Source organism: Pedobacter antarcticus (genome assembly GCF_900112985.1).
GTDB classification, from domain to species: Bacteria; Bacteroidota; Bacteroidia; order Sphingobacteriales; family Sphingobacteriaceae; genus Pedobacter; species Pedobacter antarcticus.
This window is the reverse complement of sequence record NZ_FONS01000004.1, coordinates 298,042-319,416: the sequence shown is the minus strand read 5'-3', so window position 1 is coordinate 319,416 and position 21,375 is coordinate 298,042. Positions and strand designations below refer to the sequence as shown.

General features: G+C 37.6%; 22 protein-coding genes and 1 tRNA gene. 17 read left to right on the top strand and 6 right to left on the bottom strand.

Annotation, left to right across the window (positions count from 1 at the left end; all coding sequences use genetic code 11):
- Nucleotides 1-63: 63 nt before the first annotated feature.
- Nucleotides 64-1,077, bottom strand: a complete 1,014-nt coding sequence (locus BM192_RS11190; RefSeq protein ID WP_316931024.1) for a 2-hydroxyacid dehydrogenase — start codon at nt 1,075-1,077, stop codon at nt 64-66.
- 297 nt (nt 1,078-1,374) lie between these two features.
- Here BM192_RS11190 and BM192_RS11185 point away from each other — a divergent pair, with 297 nt between their 5' ends.
- Nucleotides 1,375-1,863, top strand: coding sequence for a hypothetical protein (locus tag BM192_RS11185; RefSeq protein WP_051760216.1), 489 nt, complete (start codon nt 1,375-1,377; stop codon nt 1,861-1,863).
- An 87-nt stretch (nt 1,864-1,950) separates the two neighbouring features.
- Here BM192_RS11185 and BM192_RS11180 read toward each other — a convergent pair whose 3' ends face one another.
- The gene (locus BM192_RS11180) at nt 1,951-2,625 is read right to left on the bottom strand and encodes a VOC family protein (protein ID WP_037444217.1); all 675 of its coding nucleotides are present in this window, start codon (nt 2,623-2,625) and stop codon (nt 1,951-1,953) included.
- Between the two features lie 149 nt (nt 2,626-2,774).
- Between BM192_RS11180 and BM192_RS11175 the strand changes: the two genes are divergently transcribed.
- Entirely contained in the window at nt 2,775-3,311 is a 537-nt protein-coding gene (locus tag BM192_RS11175; RefSeq protein WP_037444220.1) for a pyridoxamine 5'-phosphate oxidase family protein, read from the top strand.
- 3 nt (nt 3,312-3,314) lie between these two features.
- Here the strand turns inward: BM192_RS11175 and BM192_RS11170 are convergent, their stop codons facing one another.
- Nucleotides 3,315-4,067, bottom strand: coding sequence for a DUF72 domain-containing protein (locus BM192_RS11170; RefSeq protein WP_037444221.1), 753 nt, complete (start codon nt 4,065-4,067; stop codon nt 3,315-3,317).
- Between the two features lie 218 nt (nt 4,068-4,285).
- Here BM192_RS11170 and BM192_RS11165 point away from each other — a divergent pair, with 218 nt between their 5' ends.
- From BM192_RS11165 to BM192_RS11105, 14 genes are all read left to right on the top strand, one after another.
- Entirely contained in the window at nt 4,286-6,133 is a 1,848-nt protein-coding gene (locus BM192_RS11165; protein ID WP_037444224.1) for a glycoside hydrolase family 2 protein, read from the top strand.
- Between the two features lie 173 nt (nt 6,134-6,306).
- Nucleotides 6,307-6,379, top strand: a tRNA-Lys gene (locus tag BM192_RS11160).
- 245 nt (nt 6,380-6,624) lie between these two features.
- Complete coding sequence (locus BM192_RS21275) at nt 6,625-7,071, top strand: Arm DNA-binding domain-containing protein (protein ID WP_316931025.1); 447 nt, start codon at nt 6,625-6,627, stop codon at nt 7,069-7,071.
- Nucleotides 7,072-7,092: 21 nt separating this feature from the next.
- The gene (locus tag BM192_RS21270; protein ID WP_316931026.1) at nt 7,093-7,224 is read left to right on the top strand and encodes a phage integrase SAM-like domain-containing protein; all 132 of its coding nucleotides are present in this window, start codon (nt 7,093-7,095) and stop codon (nt 7,222-7,224) included.
- A 286-nt stretch (nt 7,225-7,510) separates the two neighbouring features.
- Nucleotides 7,511-7,843 (top strand): site-specific integrase, encoded by a 333-nt coding sequence (locus BM192_RS21265; protein WP_316931027.1) that lies wholly within the window; start codon nt 7,511-7,513, stop codon nt 7,841-7,843.
- 384 nt (nt 7,844-8,227) lie between these two features.
- Nucleotides 8,228-8,665 (top strand): HEPN domain-containing protein, encoded by a 438-nt coding sequence (locus tag BM192_RS11150; RefSeq protein ID WP_037444227.1) that lies wholly within the window; start codon nt 8,228-8,230, stop codon nt 8,663-8,665.
- Nucleotides 8,662-9,408, top strand: a complete 747-nt coding sequence (locus tag BM192_RS11145) for a hypothetical protein (protein WP_037444230.1) — start codon at nt 8,662-8,664, stop codon at nt 9,406-9,408. Before BM192_RS11150 ends, BM192_RS11145 begins: the two co-directional genes overlap by 4 nt.
- Before the next feature lie 9 nt (nt 9,409-9,417).
- Nucleotides 9,418-9,711 (top strand): hypothetical protein, encoded by a 294-nt coding sequence (locus BM192_RS11140; protein WP_074963984.1) that lies wholly within the window; start codon nt 9,418-9,420, stop codon nt 9,709-9,711.
- A 403-nt stretch (nt 9,712-10,114) separates the two neighbouring features.
- Entirely contained in the window at nt 10,115-11,200 is a 1,086-nt protein-coding gene (locus tag BM192_RS11135) for a DUF4062 domain-containing protein (RefSeq protein WP_201771417.1), read from the top strand.
- Nucleotides 11,201-11,213: 13 nt separating this feature from the next.
- The gene (locus BM192_RS11130) at nt 11,214-12,107 is read left to right on the top strand and encodes a hypothetical protein (RefSeq protein WP_037444236.1); all 894 of its coding nucleotides are present in this window, start codon (nt 11,214-11,216) and stop codon (nt 12,105-12,107) included.
- Between the two features lie 26 nt (nt 12,108-12,133).
- Entirely contained in the window at nt 12,134-12,463 is a 330-nt protein-coding gene (locus tag BM192_RS11125) for an STAS-like domain-containing protein (RefSeq protein WP_157282942.1), read from the top strand.
- On the top strand, nt 12,464-13,009 hold the full coding sequence (locus tag BM192_RS11120) for a type II toxin-antitoxin system VapC family toxin (RefSeq protein ID WP_037444242.1): 546 nt from the start codon (nt 12,464-12,466) through the stop codon (nt 13,007-13,009).
- Between the two features lie 587 nt (nt 13,010-13,596).
- Complete coding sequence (locus BM192_RS21120; protein WP_317040250.1) at nt 13,597-13,749, top strand: type II toxin-antitoxin system HigB family toxin; 153 nt, start codon at nt 13,597-13,599, stop codon at nt 13,747-13,749.
- A complete protein-coding gene (locus tag BM192_RS11105) occupies nt 13,733-13,960 on the top strand; it encodes a hypothetical protein (RefSeq protein WP_234797542.1) in 228 nt (75 codons plus the stop codon). Before BM192_RS21120 ends, BM192_RS11105 begins: the two co-directional genes overlap by 17 nt.
- 328 nt (nt 13,961-14,288) lie before the next feature.
- On the opposite strand, the gene BM192_RS11100 is transcribed toward BM192_RS11105, so the two are convergent.
- The 3 genes from BM192_RS11100 to BM192_RS11090 all read right to left on the bottom strand — a co-directional run bounded on the left by BM192_RS11100 (nt 14,289) and on the right by BM192_RS11090 (nt 18,168).
- Nucleotides 14,289-15,830, bottom strand: coding sequence for a glycoside hydrolase family 32 protein (locus tag BM192_RS11100; RefSeq protein ID WP_201771418.1), 1,542 nt, complete (start codon nt 15,828-15,830; stop codon nt 14,289-14,291).
- Between the two features lie 61 nt (nt 15,831-15,891).
- Entirely contained in the window at nt 15,892-16,821 is a 930-nt protein-coding gene (locus tag BM192_RS11095; protein ID WP_037444245.1) for a carbohydrate kinase family protein, read from the bottom strand.
- A gap of 18 nt (nt 16,822-16,839) precedes the next feature.
- Complete coding sequence (locus BM192_RS11090) at nt 16,840-18,168, bottom strand: sugar porter family MFS transporter (protein ID WP_037444247.1); 1,329 nt, start codon at nt 18,166-18,168, stop codon at nt 16,840-16,842.
- 335 nt (nt 18,169-18,503) lie between these two features.
- Here BM192_RS11090 and BM192_RS11085 point away from each other — a divergent pair, with 335 nt between their 5' ends.
- Nucleotides 18,504-21,284: a hybrid sensor histidine kinase/response regulator transcription factor gene (locus BM192_RS11085; RefSeq protein ID WP_037444250.1), complete on the top strand. Its 2,781-nt coding sequence runs from the start codon at nt 18,504-18,506 to the stop codon at nt 21,282-21,284.
- Nucleotides 21,285-21,375: the final 91 nt, after the last annotated feature.

The following is a 21,375-nucleotide window of genomic DNA, read 5'->3' as shown; positions in this document are numbered from 1 at the left end:
TTCCCCCTTATAAAAAAACGCTCCATGATTTAGATACTTTATGGAGCGTTTTTTTTATCTTAATTAAGGCCGAACGCGGTTGACGAGTTCCGATCCCGAATACCAGGCATCTATGTTCCCAAAAGTGACTTTAGCGATTTCTGAAAGTGCTTCGGCTGTTAAAAATCCCTGATGGCCGGTAATCAGTACATTCGGGAATGAGATTAACTGTGTAAGCTGATCATCCTGAATTACATCTTCTGAGAAATCATGAAAAAAGAATTCAGATTCCTGCTCGTATACATCGAGCCCTAATGAACCGATAATTCCTGATTTCAAAGCCTTTATAACCGCATGGGTATGTATTAAACCTCCCCTGCTCGTATTAATTAACATTGCTCCCCGTTTAAGTTGCTTAAGTTGATTCTCGTTAATCAGGTATTGTGTTGATGAATTAAGCGGACAATGCAGCGAAATGATATCTGCGTCTCTCAGCGTGTCTTCCAGCGTTCCATAAATGACGCCCAGATCCTGCATATCGGAAGACGGATAAGGGTCATATGCTTTGACAGTACATCCAAATCCTTTAAGGATTCTGCAAAAAGCCTGCCCGATATTCCCGGTTCCTATGACAGCGACAGTACGCTGAAAAAGGTTTACCCCCATTAGTTTTTCCAATGAAAAATTTCCTTCTCTTACACGATTATAAGCTTTATGCGTCTTACGGTTCAAGGTTAGTATAAGTGCCATTGCATGCTCTGCAACTGCTTCAGGTGAATATGCAGGAACCCGAAGCACCGGAATGTTTAGTTCTTCTGCATAAGGAAGGTCCACATTATTAAATCCCGCACACCTGAGAACAATCAGTTTCAGACCTGCGACCGCCAGCAAATCCAGAACGGCTTTATTAAGCTTATCATTAACAAAAACACATACTGCCTCATACCCAAAAGCTACGGCGGCGGTTTCTTCAGATAAAGAAACTTTAAGGAATTTAACTTCATGCCCGGTATTATACTGGGTAAGAAAATCCTGGTCATATTGATTTGTACTAAAAACAGCAACTTTCATAAGGTAATTATCAGTTAAAATCTTCATAAACCGGCTGAAAAGGCCGGCTGTTTAAGATAGTAAATATTTACTTTAAACTTATTTCACAGCACATTGAAAGGGTATTGAGTCGGTGTTGATACGGTATTGGGTCGGTAAATTGGTATATCAACACCGACTCAACACCGTATGAATAGCCTTTCGAATCCGTTTCAAGCAAAATCTAAACACCCAGAAATTGGCAATAAAAGCAGCAGGGAACCGCAAAAACCTGACCTTCAAACAATACTCGATTGATTTTGTAATATAATTGTATAAATAAACACTCTATCAAAACTGAATTATATGAAAATCATTTATTTACTCGCTTTACTTCCTTTGGCATTCAGCAGCTGTAACAGTGATCAAAAGGTAAACGGCAATTCAACAGAAGACACTGTATCGGCAGAAAAACAGTCTGATGCACTAAACGCAGTACCCACTTTAGAAAACGGATGCTACGTGTATGAAAAAAATGGCGACTATATCGCATTCAAACCGACAGTCGACGGCGATAAAGTATCAGGCCCATTAGTATATGCTCTGGCCGAAAAAGATAAGAATACCGGCACCTTTACCGGACAGATTAAAGGAGATCAGGTAATCGGGCTTTATACCTTTAATTCAGAAGGATCCGAAAGTGTAAGGGAAATGGTATTTCAGATACAAGGTAAAAGACTTCTAGAGGGCTTTGGCGAAATCAATAGTGTTGGAAACAAAGTAACCTACAAAGATTTGAAAACGCTAAATTTCAATGAGCAGATGCCACTTGAAAGAGGAGAATGCAATTTGTAAAAGCCCCTGAATTAACGACGTTAAATTTGGTTAATTGTTAATAATTAATATTTTCAATTAACCAAATCTGATGACTAACTATATATTTCAGATCAAATCTGCAGGTATATCTATCAGAAACTTTTGATAAGGGTCATCGTTCATTTCAATAGCTATACGAAGTGGAAATATTTCTGCCTTTTTTTTTGTCGGGTACCAATTGCGGTCATCTGAAACCAAAATGATCAGGCCGGTTTCATTTCCCAGCACAATAAAATTTTCTGCAGGTGGTTGTTTAGCATAATACGTTAAATCATACTTTGCCATGAGTGTTTTCGCGGTTGCCTGAACATCCTTGCTTACTATTCCCACCTCACTGATATATAGCATGGACGACGAAGTAAATTCTTCTTCCGACCTGTTATCAAGATCGTAACGGCAAATAAACTCCAGCAGATTCCCATTATTATCATAAAAATAAAATGAACCGGCATTCCAGGCTTCAAATCTTGAAAACACCTCCCCTTCATTAACCGGAACTAGATCGGTTCGCTTCTGAAGCCAGCAGCTCGCTTCTTCTAACCTGTTCCGAGGAATATCAATTGCAAGGTGATAATTGGGGTTAATAAGTTCGGTCGTTCGGAAATTAAGCTGCGTATAGCCAACTAAAAAAGTAATCTCATGTACAGACTCTCCTACGGATTCCAGACCAAGAACCCCAGTGTAAAATTCTTTCGTCTGCTGGATGTCCCGGCTTAATAAATTGACAGTCTCGATTTTCATAGAAATAAGATTGAATGATATTTACGGTTTGATCAAATTTATAAATTGATATGTATTTCCGAATCATTTTAACGTCAATCCTTCTGCTCAACCATAATCTAAAAAAACAATACCCAAATTCATTTGTAATATGCTGAAATGAAAAGCTTATGGACAGTATCAATCAGAATCAAGAAGAAGAAAACAGAAAAAACCTGGCTGGAAGCCCGGCTATAGATAAGGTTAAGGAATTGGCAGAAACAAGTAAAACTTGTTTTTTTTCAACACAAAGCCAAAGTTCCCCATCACAAGGAACCAGACCAATGAGTGTTCAGGAGGTTGACGAAGCTGGAAATATTTGGTTTCTAATGTCTAATGACAGTCATACCTACCAGGAAATCCAGGCAGATCCTGCAGTTAAATTGTATTTCCAGGGATCGGCTCACTCCGATTTTTTATATTTGGAAGGGGCTGCAAAAGCGTCGACGGACCGGAATAAAATTGAAAAGTACTGGAGTCCGCTGTTAAAAACATGGTTCACTGAGGGAGAAAATGATCCGCGTATTGCTGTAGTTAGTTTCACGCCATCAAGTGGTTATTATTGGGATAACAAAAATGGAAATGCTATAGCGGCCATTAAAATGGCTGCAGGTGCAGTTCTGGGGAAAACAATAGATGATTCGATCGAGGGTAAGATCAATATTTAAAATTTAGTCCTGCAAAACCAGATCGCGCAGATCATTCAGGTTTTGCAGGGCATTTCCTACCGTATTGTTAAAGTATACATACACGCGCTTACCGTCTTCAACCCATTCACGGATATATCCTGCATACTCCGCCAGTGTTGCGTCGTCATAGCTCCCCTTATAATCACCACCTGGACCGTGAAAACGCAGATAAATAAAGTTAGATTCGTGGAAGTTAAACGGTGTAACTGCCGGCGACTTATCATGTAAGACAATCGCAATCTTTCTATCAGCTAGCATATCGGCAGTTTCTTCGCGATACCAGCCCGGATGCCGGAATTCAACTGCTATATCCCATTGATCCGACGGGTCTGCTGTCTTGATTAAATCTATTAATTTCTCTACCTGAAATCTATTACCGTAAGTAACTGATGGAGGAAACTGCACCAATAAAGATCCTTTTTTATCTCCTGCAGCAGATATGAATTCCATAAAACGGAAGACATCCTGATCTCTGTAAACCAGCCCTTTGTTATGCGTAATCTCCCTCCATAACTTAAAGGTAAACCTGAAATTCTCAGGCACACTTTCTGACCAGCGCTGCACAGTTTTAGCCTGGGGTATTTTATAGAAGGAGCTGTTAATTTCTATGGAATTCATTAATGACCCATAATAGTTCAGCCGGCTCTTCTCTTTAAATTCTTCCGGGTAAAATTGCTTGTTTGGTACAGGAAGCAGCAACCCGCTTGTCCCAAAATACACTTCATTTTGCAGCATATATGATTCAGTTTTGCTGTTATAACGCCGTCGGGTAATTTTGGTTTTAGTCTTTTATTCTCATAGGATTATGTCATCTGCTGTATGGTCAGAAATCTATACGCCAAAAATTCACCCTACTCATATTCAGTTTTATAAACCAGTTGTAAAAAATATTTCCTAATTTAAGGCCTGCAACACAAACGTGTTTAGCTACAGTATTCACCAAATATAATCTTATGAAATTATTACCCTTGCTTTTCGGGCTGTGCCTGACACAAGTAACTTTAGTCTCTGCCCAGAACAAAGACTGGAAACCGGTTCCTGGAAAAATCGCTACTCCATGGTCCTCACAGCTTAATCCTGCTGCACCTTTGCCAACTTATCCAAGACCACAACTGGTCCGTCAGCAAAACTGGCAGAATTTGAATGGCCTCTGGGACTATGCAATACAACCAAAATCAAATGCTCAACCTGCAAAATACGAAGGAAAAATCCTGGTCCCTTTTGCTGTGGAGTCCTCGCTATCTGGCGTGGGAAGAACCGTTGGACAAGACAGTTTATTATGGTACAAGACTAGTTTCACTCTTTCTTCCAAAAGCAGTAAAACGATTTTGCTTCACTTTGGAGCGGTTGACTGGAAAACTGAAGTCTTTTTAAATGGTAAAAAAGTTGGTGTACATGAAGGTGGTTTCGACCCATTTTCATTCGACATTACACCTCATCTGAAAAAAGGTGGCAAACAGGAACTCGTAGTGAGCGTATGGGACCCAACCGATAAAGGACCGCAGCCAAGAGGCAAACAGCAAATTAAACCAGAGGGTATCTGGTATACCCCTGTTACCGGAATATGGCAAACGGTCTGGTTGGAGAATGTTCCGGAAACCTATATAGAATCAACGAAACATACACCGGACATTGACGCTGGAAATATTCAGCTTTCGGCGAAAGTGAAGTCTGCCAAACCTGGTGACCAGCTGAAGTTTACGGCTTATGATGGTTCCACTAAAATCGCCGAGCTAACTGCAGATCCGGAAGTTGCTTCTGAACTAAAAATTAATCAGCCCAAATTATGGTCACCTGCCCATCCATTTTTATATAACCTGACCGTCGAAGTTATCCGCAAAGGGAAAACAGTAGACAAAATAAAAAGCTATTTCGCCATGCGTAAATCTTCTTTAGGCAAGGATAAGAATGGCGTCCAGCGTATGTTATTGAATAATGAGTTTGTATTCCAATATGGCCCATTAGACCAAGGCTGGTGGCCAGACGGCTTATACACTGCTCCAACGCAGGAAGCGCTGGTATTCGACATTATTAAAACCAAAGAAATGGGTTTTAACATGATACGTAAGCATATCAAAGTAGAACCTGCGAGCTGGTACCATGCTTGCGATTCACTGGGTATATTGGTTTGGCAGGATATGCCAAGCGGTGACCTTGGTAATAAATGGCAGCCAGACCTGGGATTAATGGGTGGGACTGATAAAGATCGTACTGCTGAATCTGAAGCTATCTACCGTAAGGAGTGGAATAAAATCATGGACGACCTGCATAATTTCCCAAGCATCATTACCTGGGTACCTTTCAACGAGGCTTGGGGACAATTCAAAACAATAGAAATTAGCGATTGGACAAAGAAGAAAGATCCATCCAGATTAGTGAACAGCGCCAGTGGTGGTAATCATTTTATAACGGGTGATATCGTAGATCTGCACCATTATCCTGATCCTGCCATGCCACGTCCGGACTTATTTGGCTCAGCACATGCATTAGTATTGGGCGAATATGGCGGTTTAGGACTTCCTGTCCCGGGCCACACCTGGAAAGACAAGGATAACTGGGGTTATCAATCTTTTAAAACTGCAGATGAGTTATTTGAAAAGTACTCTAGCTTCATCACGACAATGGAAAACCTTATTCAACGCGGCCTTTCTGCTGCTGTTTATACGCAGACAACCGACGTGGAACAGGAAACAAATGGACTAATGACTTATGACCGGAAAATTATCAAGGTTCCTGAAACTAAGTTAAAGAGCGTTAATGATAAGCTCTATAATCCCGATTTTGTTGAATTGCAGAAATAAGTCCGCTTCTGAAAACCGATAGTCTGTTTGCAAGACCTATGTTATACTTTGGTTTTCAGACCATTTGAGTTACTCTACCATAGAGCAAAGGTATCTTTAGCAATTTATTTAGCTAAAAACGTTGCAAAAGAATTTTTAAATTCTATCTTTGCACCTCCTTCACAAAAAGGAATGATTCCGTAGCTCAGCTGGTAGAGCATTACACTTTTAATGTAGTGGTCCTGGGTTCGAATCCCAGCGGGATCACAAGATTCAAAATCAAAACATACAAAAGGCTGTTAATCGCATGATTAACGGCCTTTTTACTTTTACGGGGGTACCAAAACTTGCACCAATTCACATAAAAAAAGTGAGCGATTCGGTGAGTCATTTGGAAAATTTACCCTACTCACCGAATTGCGCATATTCAGCTACTGAACAGGTAGTTACAAACTGAACATCTTGTAATCGTTAAACTGCAAAGCTATTTTTGTTTCACCCTTAATCATTAAATGATGAAAACGAACTTCAGCCTGCTTTTCTATCTGAAAAAGCAAAAGAACTACATCAGTGGTACTGCTCCTATTTACATTCGTATTACGGTGAAAGGAAAAAGAGCTGAAATGACTACTGGCCGTGAGTGTGAACCTGCTCGCTGGAATGCCAAAGCTGGCAAGGCAATCGGTACAAAAGAAAAAGTGAAATTATTAAATACTTATCTCGATCAATTACAAACCTCAGTTTATCAGGCATATCATTCGCTTGACCAAGCAGGAGAAATTATTACTTCGGAAGCCATTAAAAACAGCTATCTATGGAAAACTGTTGTTTCTCACACCCTATTGGAAGCGATTACAAACCATAACCAAAAAATGAGAGCTTTGGTGGGCAAGGAATATGTGCAGGGCACATTAAACCGTTATTTGGTACTGGAACGTCACATTAGTGCATTCATATAATCAAAATATGGCATTGCTGATATGGATATTAAGAAGATAGATCAACCTTTTATAAATGATTTTGATTACTATCTAAGGGCTGATAAAAACTGTTGTAATAACTATGTGGTCAAAAATATGAAGAACCTCAGCAAGATCATTCACATTTTTTAACAAATAGCTGGATCGCTAGCGATCCATTTCTAGGCTACAAGGGAAAATCTAAAAATATAGACCGCTATTACCTCAACAATGAAGAGATACAACAGATTGCAGATAAGAAATTTATCTTTGAACGCCTTGGTCAGGTACGGGATGTATTTCTCTTCTGCTGTTTTACCGGACTGGCCTATGTAGATGTGTTTAATTTGAAAACCTCCCACATTAGTAAGGGTAATGACGGGGACGCTGGGTTTTCACCAACAGGCAGAAAACTAAAACCCGTTCTGCAATTCCGCTATTGCCTACCGCCGTTGAAATCATAGATAAATATGCTACAAACATTACTTGCCTACATAAAGGAACTTTATTGCCCGTTCCAAGTAATCAAAAGATGAATGAGTTTTTAAAGGAGATTGCAGACCTGTGTGGCATTGAAAAGAAACTGACCTCTCATGTTGCCCGCCACACTTTTGCAACTACTGTAACCCTTTCTAATGGCGTTCCTATTGAAAGTGTGTCTAAGATGTTGGGGCACACTAACATCAGGACTACCCAGCATTACGCAAAAATATTGGATATTAAGGTTGGGGTTGATATGGCACTATTGAAAAAGAAATTTGCGGTGATTTAATTTATTTGCTATACAATATTTAGCGTTGTTTAACGCTTTAATATGAGAGCGTTAATTTAGAGAAGCGGAAATGGTCGTCGATCATTTCCGCTTTCTTATTTTATTGCGGGACTATTTGAAATGATTATGAGGTACAGGATTTTTCCAATTATCATTATCAGCATGGTAATATTACTATTCTATGCCATAGCTTGGAAAACATAAACGATGCCATTAAAGCTAACAACCGCTTCTTCATGACGGCATGCACTAAAGGCCAATTAATTTACAGCCATGACGGAATGGGTAATATGGACTGTTCTAACGTTTTCATCCCAACACAAAGCGCAGTTAAAGCAATCAAACATTTATCCCATAGGATGCCATTAGCCGACGGCTTTTTTAATGGAGCCGGTGAATGCCTATCTAACTAAGGAGCAATTTACGGTTTGCGTTTTTATGATTCATCAGGTTATAGAACAGTGTCTGATTGCATTGATTAGGGTACATTTAGCTTACCGCTCAGAAATTCATAACCTTGGCCGGATGCTTGGCTTATGCACAGCTTTTTCAGACAGGCCATTAAAAAAGTTTTTATCCGGTAGTGCTGAAGATAAAAGATTATTTGAAGTATTGACAAAGAGCTATACCGGTGCCAGATATGCCCCTACTTTTAAGGTGAACGAAGAAGAAGCCATCTATCAAAAGGTATCTGCGTTTAAAGTTATGACTTTGGAAATGTGCCAGGAGAAAATTGAGTATTTAGACAAAGAAGCTACAAATTACAAAGAACTGCGCTTTGCTTTAAGAACACAAGATCACTCAGAACAGGTATTGATATGAAAAAAGCAAAGTATCAACTGATTGATGTTCCAATAGAATTTAAAGTGGCCTGTACTATCTATAAACTTAATATACCCGAAGTGTTACAGATTTTCACTGACCACGTCACTTTGTATGATACAATCTGTCCCTATTACCATGAAGGGTTTTCTGAGGCTACCAGAACAATTTCTGCCTTTGTGATCGCTAGGAAAAGAAAGTTCAGGGAAAGCAAAGCTTTGCTTCATTGCAGAACAGTGGCTGTAGGTTGTATCAAAGGAGTTATTGAACTGGCCAGAAAGGAAAAAGGTAAAGACCAGTTGAAAAGAAAGAAATCAATGTTTTACGTGGATTCCCTCTTTAAAATTATGGAAAGAACTTATGTTCCATCTGATGTACTATATCTGGATGAAAATACCACAATACACCTCAGCAAAAATTTCTCTGTGCTTTGTGAACTGCATAACTGCTATCCGAAGGAATATCTGGAACATTTTATGGGTAGGATCTCGTTGGCAGATTGTCATGCCCGCAAAGGACTTAAAATAACAAATGATAATTTAACAATGGGCTTGTTTATGATGATCGCCAATGGCTTTGCAAGAGACAGTTCTGAAAAGTTACACTTTACGGAAACAGAACTTGATTTTTATGAACGCATGGAAGAAACGCGCCTTGAACTTTATATTGTAAGGAGCCTGACCGAAAGAACGGCCATCCTACATGATTTTTACCTTTCCCGTCATCAAAATATTAACCCTTAATTGAATACTATGGAAACTACTGTTCAACTGGCCCTACCGGAAGATTTTAGTACTCTATGTACCATTTACCAGATTAACCCTGCAACCCTCATACAAGGTTTTATCAATCAGGTATTTTTCCCCTGTTTTTATAGCAACCCTACTGGTACCGACCGCTGGGCAACTTATTTCTTTCTTAATTTTTTAGATGTAGAAGAAGATGCATATGAAGTCGACAGAGAATTGGAAGAACCTTACCTGCGCATCTTTAACCTTAGACTTTTGCAACTCTTAGATCATGATGAAGAAGGAACAAATGCGTAGCGCTCAGGCCGAAAAGTAATGGCACAATGGCTAAATGCAGTTTTAGCAGAGCGCTCAAAATATATTACAGATAATTATAAAGGAACTGACTACCGAATTACTGAACTGCCTTTGTCATCGAATGTCTCACACTCTTAACGGGAGAGCCTTTTCCGTAAAAGCAAAGTGAAAATCCCAAAGGATTTTCACAGGCCGCAAGGAAGCGTCGGGCTAACTCACAATATTACCACGCCTTAAAATTGCGACCATCGGGAGTAGTAAAATAGTTTATGTAGTAGAAAAACATAAACTTGCTCCCTCAATGTCTTATAGTATACGTTCGAGTATTCTGCTTTCGTTTATCTCACTACCATCAAAATCGTAAAGGATACTTGGAGTATCCTTATAATCCCATTTGCAGAGCATGGGGAAAGAAACTACGGCAACTGCCAAACTTCCGCTTGCAAGAAAAAGGTCTATAATTTATAATGAATGTTTTTTGGTACTTGAACAATTTATTCTGATTTTACAGCATAACAAAAAAAATATGGCAAAACCTAGAGTTTTTATTAGTTCAACATTCTATGATTTAAAGCAAACAAGAGCTGATCTAGATTTATTCCTGGATCAATTAGGTTATGAGCCAGTTCGGAATGAAGAAGGTGACATTCCCTATGGAAAAGAAGATGCACTTGAAGAGTATTGTTATAAAGAAATTAAAAGTATAGATATATTAATATCTATAGTCGGTGGTAGATTTGGCTCTGAATCAAAAAAACATGACTCTTCAGTTTCTCAAATGGAGATAAGAGCGGCACTTGCGGAAAATAAACAGATTTACTTATTTATTGATAAAAATGTTCTCTCAGAGTATGAGACTTATTTGTTAAATAAAGACTCAGATATTAAATATAGGTATGTTGATGATCAGCGAATTTATAATTTCATTGAAGAAATTAAATCGCTAAAAGCAAATAACAATATTAAAGGTTTTGATACTGTTTCAGACATCACAAAATATTTAAAAGAACAATTAGCAGGATTATTTCAAAGATTTCTACAAGAACAAACTAGAGTAAAAGAAATTAATTTAATTAAAGGATTAGAAAAAACAGCTCAAACACTAAATCGACTTGTAAACTATTTAAGCGATGAAAATAAAGATCAAGCTGAGGAAATTAATCGTATCCTAATGATTAGTCATCCTTTGACTGAAAGTGTAAAATCTGACTTAGGCATTAAATACAATTTTTACATTGAGGGCTTCGATGACCTTAAAGCATTTATGATCGCATATGGCTATACTATTGATGATGATGAACCCTTATTTGGCCCCTATTTATTTGTTCGAACCTTTAATAATAACATCTATAAATTAATTGTTAGTACGGAAATATTTGACGATGAAAAAAAACTAAAATTTTTCAAAAAGAATGATTGGAATACTAATTGGAGTATTTATACAGTTGAAGCAATTGTCTACAGCGATGAAGATGATTTACCGTTTTAAACAAACTTAGTTTATGTACGATATATCCATCGCTATTCCTGAAAGTTTACAAAGTGACTTCATAGGGTATTCATTTATGTCAAAATTGGCGGGCGAATCACTTCTTCATTCAAAACTATCTATTAAAATAGATTTTCAAAATTGTAGCTTAATAGAAGGGAATCTTTGTGCTATCTTAGGTAATATATTAGAAGGTTTGATAGAAAGAGACAATATCATAGATATTGCGAATGTTACTCCAGCAACACTTAGGTCATTAGCCAATAATGGATTTTTAGAAAAGTTCAATTATCCATACAGTGTTCCTAAGTATCATACAAACAGTGTACAGTTTAAAAAATTCAATCTTAATGATGAGACTAGAGCAAAGGATTTCTTTGATTCTGAATTATTTGGAAAAGAAGGTATGCCACAGATGAGTGTTGCAGCGAAAAAAGCTATACTGAGAAGTATTTTTGAAATATGTGTCAATGCGATTACTCATGCTGGTTGTGAATATGTATATTGTTGTGGACAATTTTTTAAAGGTAATAACAATCCTAGAGCCACCATAACGTTTGTAGATTTAGGAAAAACAATAACCGCAAATGTTAATAGGCATTTAAAACTTTTGTTAAATGGAATAGAAGCTATTAAATGGGCATTACAAGAAGGAAACACAACCAAATTTGGAGATGAGCCAGGTGGGTTGGGATTAAAGCTTTTACAAGATTTACTATTTTACAATAAGGGAAAGCTACAAATGATTTCTGGCAATGGTTTTGTAGAAATAATAGATAAGATTATAACTACTACAGAGCTTCAATATGATTTTCCAGGAACCATTGTTACTATTGAACTTAAACTTGGTGACCCTAATTTTTACATTCTTGATACGGAAGATGAAGAAACTCAAAATATTTTTTAGTACATTTGGAACCATAAGACATGTTAGTGAATATTAAGGAAATATTAAATAGCGATAGCGCGTTAACTCCTTCTTCTGGAGAATTAATATATAATATAATAGAAGAGGAAATAGCTTCTAAAAGAAGCATTTCTTTAGATTTTAAAGGGATAGAAATAATTACTTCCGCTTTTTTAAATTCTGCAGTTGGTAGATTGTATTCTAAATACAGTTCTAGCGAATTAAACTCTGCATTACATATTGTAAATATACCAAATGACGATCTACAACTTTTAAAAAAAGTAATTGAGCGGGCTAAGGCGTATTTCAAAGATCAAAAGTCTTTTAATGAAGGCCTTGAGGGTAAATTTGACTAAATGGGCAGAATCTTAAAATTGAAAGATTTTGAGCCAAAAGGCTCTCATCATATTTTTTTAGATGCAAATATTCTCATTTATGCTTTTGCACCTTTGGCAAATTATAAAATCCAAATTCAAGAACAAATAACTAAATTTTTAGAGTCAGCAAGAAAAGTCAATGCATCTTTATATGTTACATCATTAGTTCTGTCTGAAGTTTATAATGTGCTTCTTTCCGCTTCGTTTGATAATTGGAAAGCAAGTAGGATGACTGCTCATTCGTTGAATTTAAAAAAAGATTTTAGACCGACTGAAGAGTTCAAAGATTCTACATTAGCTATAAATTCAGCAATTAAAAATATTTTAAAGTTAGCTTCTCCATTCCCAGATAACTTTAACAATTCTGATGCAGAAATAATTTCTAAAATGTGCTATTATGCAGACTATAATGATTGTTGTTTTTTAGAATTGGCTCAGCAAAAGAATTGGATGATTTTCACAAGAGATAACGATATTATTAATCACCCGATGCGTACTATAGACATTATCACAAATTTGGGATAAAATCTAATTACAAAATAATTCTAGTATATTAGAATATAGCATTTGCAGCTAAAACGTATCAAACAAAAGGTGAGCGATTCGGTTAGTACCAATTTCAAAACCCACTAAATATTGAATAAACGTTGATTTTTGAACTAGGTTCGAATCCCAGCGGGATCACAAGAAATGCCTCAATGCAAATTGAGGCATTTTGTATTAAAATCGTTTTGATTACGTTTTCAATTTCTTTGATTAATTTTTGATTCTTAGAAAACTGATCGACTAACTCCCATGTCGTATTTATTCTGATCAAATTGTCGCTTATTTTCTCTGCCAAATTCGCATTTGAAATAAGAAGTTTTATTCTTGAGTTTTTAGATCGCTATCGGTATGCATACATAAATTTTGGAAAAGAACTTAACGAACAAGATGTTCCCTTTTTGGGAACATTTTAGTGTCTTTGTTAATATGCGAATGATAGCAATAAAAATTCTAAAAAGATTGTATTGATGAATTCCACCAGGCAGAACAAGAGTTATTAAGCTGGTATGAATCTGCACTATGGAATAATCCAAATGAATTAAAAAGCACAATATAAAAATGCTTCTATAGTTAATGAAAAAAGAATTGTATTTAATAGTTACCGCTTAATTGTAGATATAGAATGTCGATTAAAAATTGTTTTTATTGTCTGGTTTGGAACGCATAATCAAGATGATAAAATAAATGCTAAAACAATTAGTTATGTTAAAACCAATTAAAACTGAGAAAGAATACGATGATGCTCTGGCTCATGTGTATGAGTTGATGCAAACTGATATCGTAGAGGGCTCTGCAATTTCTGATGAATTAGAAATCTTAAGCCTATTAATCAAAGAATATGAACTAGCACGTTATCCTGTTTCTTATCCAAATCCAATAGAAGCTATAAAGTTTCGAACGGAACAAATGATTTATCTGAAAATGAACTAAGTGACTTGTTAGGCACACGTTCAAGCGGTGAGTATCAATTTCAAAACCTTCGACCTTATGAATAAACGCTGATTTTCGCAAAGGTCTAAATCCCAGCGGAATCACGCGAAATAGTACCAGAACAAACAAAAGCCTGCAATCATTTGATTGCAGGCTTTTATTATGCCAAAAACTACGGTTTATCCAATGATCACCTGTGAAAAATGAATGATCAACGACTAAATTTTTGCATGAAAAGCAAAAAATTACGCTTGCGGTGATTTCCCCGTCTATTTAGTATCTAACTGGTAATCCATGAATCAGTTCATGAAAAACAAGCATTTTAACTTTACTTAAATGTTGGAATTGAAGAAATTGAAAGATTAGTCAATTTTTGATTTTCATTCCCAAATAATTTCACACTGTCAATTGGCGTACTTGGAAAAAACACATCAGTCATCACTGTCAATCCATCGTCAGCAAAAAGTTCCGCAGATGCAACATCAAGTATCAAACTGATTTTGGCATTCTCAGATACAGCTATCCTCGGGGCGCTATGTTTTTTAGCAAAATCTTTTTCAAAATCTGTGGCACCCGAATGGGTACGATCGATATAATACATTTTGCTTTTGCTGTCATATCCGACTAATAGCTTATCCCCTGCCTTATTGCTCAATACAATCTCCATACTACTTGTCGCATTGAAGTTGAAATCCAACTTTAATTGTCCATTCAGATCTTTGGTATAACCGGAAAGGTCAATTTCGTTGCCGAACGTTAAAGTTGCTTTTTTATAAACCGAGCTGAGATGCTGATCCATTTCTTTCACAGGAACAGAACGCAGATAATATTGTTCAGATGTTTGTGCTAAATATAGATCTCGGGGAATAGTAGTCGCTCCTCTCCAGGCCTTAGTGGGAACCTGGTTAGCATACTGCCAATTGTTCATCCATCCAATAAATATTTTTCTCTTACCCGTATTTGACCAGGTAACACCTGCATAGTTGTCAGTCCCATAATCCAGCCACTTCTCTATTTTTGAGTCGGCTATAAATTTACTACCGTCAAAACTGCCCGTAAAGTACTGTGTCGCAGAACCACCATTAGGCCCGCCTGGATTGATACTCACTAGCAGAACCCAAATGGTTTTTCCATTGTGCTCCATAGGAAATAAGTCAGGACATTCCCATACTCCACCATGTGCTCCCAAATCATTTCCAAATTCGCTCTCTTTCTTCCATTCCTTTAAATTTTTGGAGGAATAAAAGGTTATTCGATCCTTAGTTGCCAGCGTCATGATCCATTTTTCCCCAGACTCATACCACATCACCTTTGGATCTCTAAAATCGGTGACCCCAGGGTTTTTAATCACTGGATTTCCCGAATACTTGTTCCAGGTATTTCCTTCATCCAGACTATAAGCAATACTTTGAGTCTGAAATGTATTTAATTTTTTCTCTTCCAATTTAGGATCGTGGTGTGTGAATATGGCAACAAGAGGTACTTTTCCATCTTTACCAAGCCCGGAAGTATTCTTTTTATCGACCACAATACTTCCCGAAAAAATATATCCCAGGCTATCGGGAAACAACGCAATTGGTTTTTCCTGCCAATTGAACAGATCTTTAGTGGTGGCATGGCCCCAATGCATCGGGCCCCACACGGTTCCCTTAGGATAATATTGATAAAAAAGGTGATAGACACCCTTATAATAAACCATTCCATTGGGATCATTCATCCAATGTTCCTTTGGAGAAAAATGGAATTGAGGACGATATTGTTCAGCTCCTGCAGCTGCTTGCTGCTGGGCTTTTACAACGTTTAAAAAAGAACTTCCTAATGTTATTACACTAAAAAAAGCAATCATTAAAGTTTTACGGTTCATATTCATGTGTTCTAGTTTTTAATGAGCGGCATGGATGGTGAGCTATGACATTTATAGTAAAATAGACCTATTTGGTTAGTTTGAGTGATTCACACCATTTTCGTTTCCAGATGAATCTGTCAAAATCGAATTTTGAATATTCAGGGCAAGCCCCCGACTGTGCCGTGATAAAGGCACCCATGGCCACTGCATAATCCAACGCTATCTCTAATGGCTCATCAGCGAGCTTCATAGCGAGGAATGCAGCAAGAAAAGAATCGCCGCTCCCTATGGTATCCGCTACATTGATACTATATGCAGGATATTCATAGGTCAGGTTTCTATTGTAATAGGTCGCGCCATGCGCGCCTTTAGTAATCAGGATTTCATTCATCCCAAACTTGCTAAAAATGGCTTCAATACATTCCAGTTCCTTTGAATAATCAATCCCATTCCATTCTGCAATCAAACAGAGTTCAGCAGCATTTATTTTGACCATGTCAGCATGCCTAAGTAAATCTGATACAAATTCAGGACTGTAATGTGGTGCCCTTAAGTTTACGTCAAAAACCTTATAACTAGCATGTTCCAACATCTTAATTAAGGTAGCCCTGGAAGTCTCATTTCTGGAGCCAAGACTTCCAAACACAAATGCATCAGCTGCTTTGATTAATTGTTCCATCTCATTGTCCCAATGGATATAATCCCAGGCCACCGGTGCTACAATCTCATAACTTACTTCATTTGCCTGGTTAATAGAGGCTAGCACTTGACTGGTGTCATAGTGAGCATTAGTCTGTATCCAGTCCGATGATACACCTATTCTGTTTAAAAAATCTAATAACTCTATCCCGGCCTTGTCATTTCCGATACTACTTATCAAATGACTCTGGAGGCCTAATTTATACAGGTGATAGGCTACATTCATCGGAGCACCGCCCGGCCTTTTTCCATCTGGCAGAATATCCCAAAGAATTTCGCCAAAACATACTACCGATTTTATTTTCGAAAGATTCATACCGATATCTTATTAAGATTAATGCATGATTAAATTAGTCCCTATTTGCTCTAATGATTTGCCTTTAGTTTCTGGCATCAGTTTCCAAACAAAAATTAGCTGAAGCAACATCATCGCTGCAAAGAAGAAAAAGGTGGTCGCCCCTCCAAATGTTTCTGCCAGATAAGGAAAACAAAATGCAATAATTGCGGCCATGATCCAATGCGTAGAACTACCGAGGGTCTGACCTTTGGCGCGAACAGAATTGGGGAAAATCTCGGAAATAAAAACCCAGATGACCGCTCCCTGAGAAAAAGCAAAAAATGCGATAAATAGCATGATATAGGCAGGGATTGCAAAGCCAGAGAAATTCTCTGTATAAAAGGTAAATCCAACTAGGAATAAAGAAGCAATCAATCCAAAAGACCCCACCAGCATCAGCACCCTTCTACCAATTCTATCGATAAAATTGATGGCAATCAACGTAAAAATAAAATTGACCATGCCAATCCCTACTGTTGAGAGTAAAGAAGAGTGGGCGCCTAATCCTGCCATCTCAAAAATCCGGGGTGCGTAATATATAATGGCGTTAATCCCAGAAACCTGATTAAAAAATGCAAAAAGTATGGCTAGCATCACCGGAGTCCGATATTTCTTACTGAAAAGATTTTCATCATTTCCTGATGTTGATTTTAATGCTGAGTTCTGAATAGCGGCAAGTTCTTGTTCGCAATTAACTGGATTAATAACTCTTAGTATCTTCAAAGCAGTTTCATTAGCACCCTTTTTTAACACCAGCCATCTAGGGCTCTCCGGTATGAAATAAATCAGCACCAAAAACAATAAAGAAGGAAATGCCTGAACTCCAAGCATCCATCTCCAGGAGGATTCGCCCCCCTGACTAATCAGGTAATTTGATAAATAAGAAATCAGGATCCCCAGAACGACATTGAACTGGAATAAACCAACAAGCTGTCCCCTTTTGTGCGCAGGGGAGATTTCCGATATATAGATAGGCGCAGTCACAGAGGATATTCCCACGCCCAATCCACCAAGAAATCTAAAGGTTAGAAATACAGACCAATCTAAAGCCAGTGCAGTACCTATAGAAGAAAGCAAATAAGCGATAGCTACAAAATACAAGGTGTTTTTACGCCCAAATTGATCGGAAGGTTTGGAGCCAATAAGTGATCCGATTACTGTACCTATTAGTGCTATCGAAATTGTAAAGCCATGTTCAAAAGAAGATAAATGCCAAAATTGCTGGATTGATTTTTCAGCACCGGAAATAACTGCTGTGTCGAATCCAAAAAGAAAGCCACCCAGGGCTACGACCATGGACCATGCCAGGACGGAATATTTTTTCATGCTAAAGTTTATATTGGTTAATGATCGTAAATTAGATCAAAGCCTGAAGCAAAACCATCAAAATCGTTTCTAAAAACTACAAATTTCAATAAACAAACAAAAGACTAATAATCAGTTAGTTATAATTCACAGCTAACACTGATTATTATAAACCTTCAATTTCGAATCAAATAAGGTTAGGTTTTGATACCTCCATAACTCAACGGCAATTAGCTCTGGACTGACCGTATTTCTGTTATCTCTGCCTTTTCTATATATTTAAATTAATTCCCTGCATAACCATCACCAACCATTACTTATTTCCGCTGTTCCGCTCTGGAATTTGAAACAATACCATGAAAACCAAATTTTACCTGCCTAAAAGCTTTATCCTACTTTTTCTTTTAACCTTCGGCTTCAGTAGTTGTGAAAAGCAGAAGGAAAACCCTACCTATACCATTGGTTTTTCACAATGCATTGGCTCAGACCTATGGCGAAAAACCATGCTTGAAGAAATTAAAATTGAACTTTCCTTACACCCGGGTGCCAAACTGATCTATAAAGAAGCCAATGGAAATAGTAAACTTCAAGTGTTGCAGGCCCAGGACATGATTCGTAAGGGAATTGATATTCTGATCATATCCCCAAATGAGGCCCAACCCCTGACGCCAGTTGTGGAACAAGCCTACAATAAGGGTATCCCTGTAATTATCATCGATAGAAAAACAGCTTCATCAGCTTATACTGCTTACGTGGGTGCAGACAATTTCCAGATTGGAAAAATGGCAGGTGAATACGCTGGCGAAGTACTTAAGGGCAAAGGAAATATAGTGGAGGTTTTAGGACTCCCAGGTTCCTCACCCACTATAGAGCGGCAGAGGGGATTTATCCAGGGATTGAAAAGATACCCGGATATTAAAATTACCAATCAGGTTTATGGAAACTGGCTCGGAGAAGACACCAAAGAGCAGCTGAATAAAATCAAAAATTCTTTGATAAACATAGACGCCATTTTTGCACATAACGATCAGATGGCCTCAGCAAGCAGAAAAGTTATAAATACACTCCTGGATAAAAAACAGATCAAAGTAATCGGGGTTGATGCCCTGCCAGGACAAGGGGGAGGCTTGGAGATGGTTAGTAGTGGAATTTTAACCGCAAGCGTGGTTTATCCCACCGGAGGAAAAGAAGCCATAAGTACTGCCTTTAAAATCCTCAACAAAGAATCCTTTTCTAAAGAAAACATTTTACAGTCGCTTGTAATCGATTCTACAAATGTTGAGCTCATGAAGCTCCAATGGAACAAATTTATAAGTCAGCAGAAAGACATTGAACGACAGGGAAGTCTATTGGAAGAACAGAAGGTCCTGTTCAAAAACCAGCAAATCATTCTTAATGTAACAGTAATCGCGCTTGTGCTCTCTGTAGTTTTTGGAGGACTTGCCCTCTACGCTTTGCTAGAAAACAGAAAAATTAATAAAAACCTGGAAACAAATAACATTGAAATATTAAATCAGCGGAATCAATTGATAGAAATGTCGAGTAAAGCTGAGGCAGCTACAGAAGCTAAACTAAACTTCTTCACCAATATGTCTCACGAGTTTCGCACGCCACTCACCCTGATTTTATCCCCCTTAGAAGACCTGATACAAAATGAAAAAATCAAGGCGGGGGCAGAAAACAACCTAAATCTCATTCAAAAGAACGTTTATCGGCTGCTTAGACTCATCAACCAGCTAATCGATTATCGTAAGATTGAACATGATAAAATGCTATTAAGTGTTTCTCAAAACAATATTGTCAGTTTTGTAACTGACATACTGGAAAGCTTCCAGCATAGTGCAAAAAAGAAAAATATTGAAATCAGACTCCTCACAGATGCCCAGAACATTAAGGTATGGCTGGACGTCAATATGCTCGACAAAGTTATCTTCAACCTATTATCTAATGCCTTAAAATTCACACCCGCCAATGGGGTCATTTACGTAGAAATCACTCATACTTCGACGTCTGTAACGCTTTCGATTAAAGACAATGGGCCCGGAATTCCCGCAGAAGAGATTGATCATGTCTTTGAGCATTTCTATCAAGCTCAAACAAATACGGCCAAAGGTTCGGGACTTGGTTTATCCTTATCCAAGGAACTGATGATCCTCCATCATGGTAATATTAACGTCGAAAGCACAAAATCCCAGGGAACCAAATTTAGCATTCAGCTTCAATTGGGAGAGGATCACTTTACTGAACAAGAAAAATTAAGAGGGAAAGCTAATAAAGACCTATTATATGAAGATGCAAAAATCTACACTACGGGGCTAAATGACATCCCTGAGTATACAAACCCGGATTTATTAAGAACAATAAAACCGCAATCGATATTAATTATTGAAGATAATGCTGACCTTCTGAATTACCTGGGCAATAAACTTGAACAAGATTATGAAGTTTTCCTAGCAAACACAGGTGAAAATGGAATAGCTTCGGCATACGAACAGGTACCAGACCTGATTATATCAGACCTCATTCTACCGGGCTTATCAGGACGCTCGCTAACCGAAAAACTAAAATCGGATATCAGGACCTCACACATCCCTATCATCTTATTATCTGCTCACGGTAGCCTGGAACAGCAAATTAATGGAATGGAAAGCATGGCGGATGCTTACATTATAAAGCCATTCAACTACGACTATCTAGTGGCCACCGTAAAGAGTTTGTTAAAAAACCGCTACCTGCTCAAAAGCCATTATATGAGCGACATCAGCAGTTCAGGAAAACCACCTATATCAAAATCGCTGGACAAAAAATTCATAAATGACTTTTCCGGAATCGTAGAACAAAACCTTTCCAATGAAAATTTTAGTGTAGATGAAATCAGTAAAGAAATAGGAATTTCCAGGGTGCAGTTGTATAGAAAAGTCAAAGCGCTGTTAGACTGCAGTGTAACCGACTACATCATGAGCAGAAGATTAAAGAAAGCAAAATACCTATTGATTAACGAAAGATACAGCATCGCAGAAATCACCTATATGGTAGGCTTTTCCTCCCCAAATTACTTTTCAACAGTTTTCAAATCAAAATATGGAATGCGCCCAAGTGAATTTAAAAAAAACAATAGTCAATCTAAACAATCATAACCTTAAAATAGAAACGAGAATGTAGATTCAGCCCCCCTTTAAAAACCAAATTTTCATGCCATCTTTATGTTATTGATTCTAACCTAAAACT

What these genes read in the sequence shown, in the direction of transcription:
- BM192_RS11140 (WP_074963984.1), top strand. Translation starts at nt 9,418, where the DNA reads ATGGAAACTACTGTTCAACTGGCCCTACCGGAAGATTTTAGTACTCTA.
- BM192_RS11090 (WP_037444247.1), bottom strand. Translation starts at nt 18,168, where the DNA reads ATGAAAAAATATTCCGTCCTGGCATGGTCCATGGTCGTAGCCCTGGGT.
- BM192_RS11145 (WP_037444230.1), top strand. Translation starts at nt 8,662, where the DNA reads ATGAAAAAAGCAAAGTATCAACTGATTGATGTTCCAATAGAATTTAAA.
- BM192_RS11100 (WP_201771418.1), bottom strand. Translation starts at nt 15,830, where the DNA reads ATGAATATGAACCGTAAAACTTTAATGATTGCTTTTTTTAGTGTAATA.
- BM192_RS11165 (WP_037444224.1), top strand. Translation starts at nt 4,286, where the DNA reads ATGAAATTATTACCCTTGCTTTTCGGGCTGTGCCTGACACAAGTAACT.
- BM192_RS21275 (WP_316931025.1), top strand. Translation starts at nt 6,625, where the DNA reads ATGATGAAAACGAACTTCAGCCTGCTTTTCTATCTGAAAAAGCAAAAG.
- BM192_RS11190 (WP_316931024.1), bottom strand. Translation starts at nt 1,077, where the DNA reads ATGAAGATTTTAACTGATAATTACCTTATGAAAGTTGCTGTTTTTAGT.
- BM192_RS11170 (WP_037444221.1), bottom strand. Translation starts at nt 4,067, where the DNA reads ATGCTGCAAAATGAAGTGTATTTTGGGACAAGCGGGTTGCTGCTTCCT.
- BM192_RS11095 (WP_037444245.1), bottom strand. Translation starts at nt 16,821, where the DNA reads ATGAATCTTTCGAAAATAAAATCGGTAGTATGTTTTGGCGAAATTCTT.
- BM192_RS11120 (WP_037444242.1), top strand. Translation starts at nt 12,464, where the DNA reads ATGGGCAGAATCTTAAAATTGAAAGATTTTGAGCCAAAAGGCTCTCAT.
- BM192_RS21270 (WP_316931026.1), top strand. Translation starts at nt 7,093, where the DNA reads ATGGATATTAAGAAGATAGATCAACCTTTTATAAATGATTTTGATTAC.
- BM192_RS11150 (WP_037444227.1), top strand. Translation starts at nt 8,228, where the DNA reads ATGGAGCCGGTGAATGCCTATCTAACTAAGGAGCAATTTACGGTTTGC.
- BM192_RS11175 (WP_037444220.1), top strand. Translation starts at nt 2,775, where the DNA reads ATGGACAGTATCAATCAGAATCAAGAAGAAGAAAACAGAAAAAACCTG.
- BM192_RS11130 (WP_037444236.1), top strand. Translation starts at nt 11,214, where the DNA reads ATGTACGATATATCCATCGCTATTCCTGAAAGTTTACAAAGTGACTTC.
- BM192_RS11085 (WP_037444250.1), top strand. Translation starts at nt 18,504, where the DNA reads ATGAAAACCAAATTTTACCTGCCTAAAAGCTTTATCCTACTTTTTCTT.
- BM192_RS11135 (WP_201771417.1), top strand. Translation starts at nt 10,115, where the DNA reads ATGGGGAAAGAAACTACGGCAACTGCCAAACTTCCGCTTGCAAGAAAA.
- BM192_RS11105 (WP_234797542.1), top strand. Translation starts at nt 13,733, where the DNA reads ATGTTAAAACCAATTAAAACTGAGAAAGAATACGATGATGCTCTGGCT.
- BM192_RS11180 (WP_037444217.1), bottom strand. Translation starts at nt 2,625, where the DNA reads ATGAAAATCGAGACTGTCAATTTATTAAGCCGGGACATCCAGCAGACG.
- BM192_RS11185 (WP_051760216.1), top strand. Translation starts at nt 1,375, where the DNA reads ATGAAAATCATTTATTTACTCGCTTTACTTCCTTTGGCATTCAGCAGC.